Consider the following 2,166-nt stretch of genomic DNA (forward strand, 5'->3'; position numbering starts at 1 on the left):
TCGCGAACCACCTGTACCGCAGGGTCGAGCGCATTACCCGCCTGTTCGAGGGTCTTGACCAGGTCGTCGAGATGGCCGGCAAGCGCGTCGATGTGGCGCAGCTCGGAGTCGACGGCATGCAGCACCGCGTCAGCGGCGACGCCCTCCCAACCCATGGCGAGGCTGTGGCGCCCCTCGGAGAGGGCCCCGCGCGCCTCCTCGGCGATGGCGAGCCGACCGGCGCTGGTCACACGCGCCGTCGTCACGCCGCGGGGGTCCCATAGCCGCACCGCGCCCGCCGAGTAAGTCACCCGATCTCCTCCTGTGACTCGTGTTCCGTCACCAGGTACGACGGGGCACGTCAGCGGCCGGTTCCATCGCCGAACGGATTCTTCGGAGGAGCCGTCACGAATCGGGTGGAACCATCTGGTTGGTCGGGGCGTCAAACAGATCGTGGGGACATTAAGAGGACCAGCCGCCGCGCTCGCGGCCTGCGCGGTGATGTCCGCGTGCGGAGTGAGTCAGGACAACGACCAGGCGACGACGACGAGCCCAGCGGCCGCCGAGGAGACGATCAACCCCTGGGATCTGCCGATAGAGCAGCGGCCCGCCCTCTTCGACCCGTGTGCCGAAATTCCCATCGAGGCGGTGGAGCAGGGGGTCGGTGGGCCGGTTGAAGCAAATGAGTTACTTTCTCGTCATGAGCCTGGGGGGCTCATGGTGTGCGGCTGGAAAAGTCGGAGCGTTCACGTCAATGTTCTATCGACCTGGAAACCGCGGGAAGCGTATGTTTCCGACCCTGGCTTTGTGGTGAAGGAACTGAATAAAGAAACGTCCGGGCGAAAAAGTCTTCTTCTGGCTGAGAAGGGAGACTCTTCGGATAGCACCTGCCTCCAGTTGTTCTTCACTCCTGCTGGAACGGTGTGGATCAAACTGGATCTAGTCAGTGCTTTGAATGAGTTCAGCGGGAAACGATTCACTAAGGCCTGCGACGCTCTAGACGTAGCAGTACTGCCGATCATTCCGCACCTTCCTCTGGGGGATATCTGATGGCTGTTCACCTTGGTCCGGAGATTGCAGAGGCTTGTGCCCACCAGTGTGAGCAGTTTGCTTCTGCAGTACGGGATGCCTCAAACATCGATGTAGCCGATTTGCAGAACGCCGAGCGCGGCGCCTTCGACACCGCCCGTCAAATCGGCACCGTGTATTCGCTATTCGTGGGAGAAGACCTGCGAACCTTGCTTAACGGCTATGTGGATCAGGCGAAAGCCATGGCTATGCTCTTCGCCGCCGCCGGTGGGTTGATCGAGGCGCAGGACGAGGCGGTGGCGGCGGCGCTGGGGAAGGCGGCGCAGGAGCCGGCCGGGTTGCAGAGTTTGGGGTTGTTGGGTTCGCTTGGATCGACGACCGCGATTCTCGATTCAGCCGACGGGACCAGCACGCTGCACGGGTATGACCGAGTGGGACCCGAGGAGGTATCGGGCGCCCCACTGGCGAAGATGGTCTCCGGGGCACAGGCTCTGGATCCGGCGCAGTTCCAGCAGGTGCGGGATCGAGTCAGCACCGTCGCGACAAGCCTCCACACGGCAGCGGCAAACCTGCGCAGCGGCCTGGGCAACGCACTGGGCAGCCAGTGGCAGGGTGAGTTCGCTACCCAGGCCAGCACCTCGGTGGGATCGTTCACCGAATCGGTAGACAGACTGGCCACGGTCCTCGAAGTGGTGGCCACCAAGGCGAGCACCGCCGAGGACGGTTTCAGCACCACCAAGTCGCGGATCGGCGAGGAGTCCGCAACGCTCCAGGCCGCCCAGGTCAACACCCCGGGCTTCGGCTACGTCCACGGCCCTCCGACCCTCGAATCCGCTGCCGCGATGGCCGCAGCCCAGGAGGCCGCCGAAGAACAGGCACGAGCGATCGTCAACACCGTTTACAGCCCCGCGGTGATGGACGCCAACCTCGCCGACCTGGACATACCCTGCCCGTACCACGTGATCTCGACGTCGGCGCTGGGTGGCGCGAGTGGACTCGACCTGGTCTCGGCCTGGAACGTGGACGGGGTCGTCCGACCCGCTGGTGCGGCCGCGCCCGGGCACGCCGCCCTCGCCGCCGCCGGGGGAGGAGGGAATCTGGCAGGAGTCCCCGCGGTCGGCGCAGGTGCTGGCACAGGGACGACGACGAGCCTGCCCG

General features: G+C 65.0%; 2 protein-coding genes and 1 pseudogene. 2 read left to right on the forward strand and 1 reads right to left on the reverse strand.

What is annotated here, in order from left to right; all coding sequences use genetic code 11:
* Positions 1-290, reverse strand: a pseudogene (locus G6018_RS14390) (hypothetical protein); the annotation flags it as partial.
* 142 nt (positions 291-432) lie between these two features.
* On the opposite strand from G6018_RS14390, the gene G6018_RS14395 reads away from it, so the two are divergent.
* Positions 433-1,029 carry a DUF3558 family protein gene (locus G6018_RS14395; protein ID WP_347237874.1) on the forward strand — a complete coding sequence of 199 codons (597 nt, stop codon included), beginning with the start codon at positions 433-435 and terminating at the stop codon, positions 1,027-1,029.
* The coding region (locus G6018_RS14400) for a WXG100 family type VII secretion target (RefSeq protein WP_182639987.1) at positions 1,029-2,166 on the forward strand (1,138 nt) is incomplete at its 3' end. The genes G6018_RS14395 and G6018_RS14400, both read left to right, overlap by 1 nt.

Origin of the sequence: Dietzia sp. DQ11-44 (assembly GCF_014145205.1) — a bacterium.
Taxonomy (GTDB): Bacteria; Actinomycetota; Actinomycetes; order Mycobacteriales; family Mycobacteriaceae; genus Dietzia; species Dietzia natronolimnaea.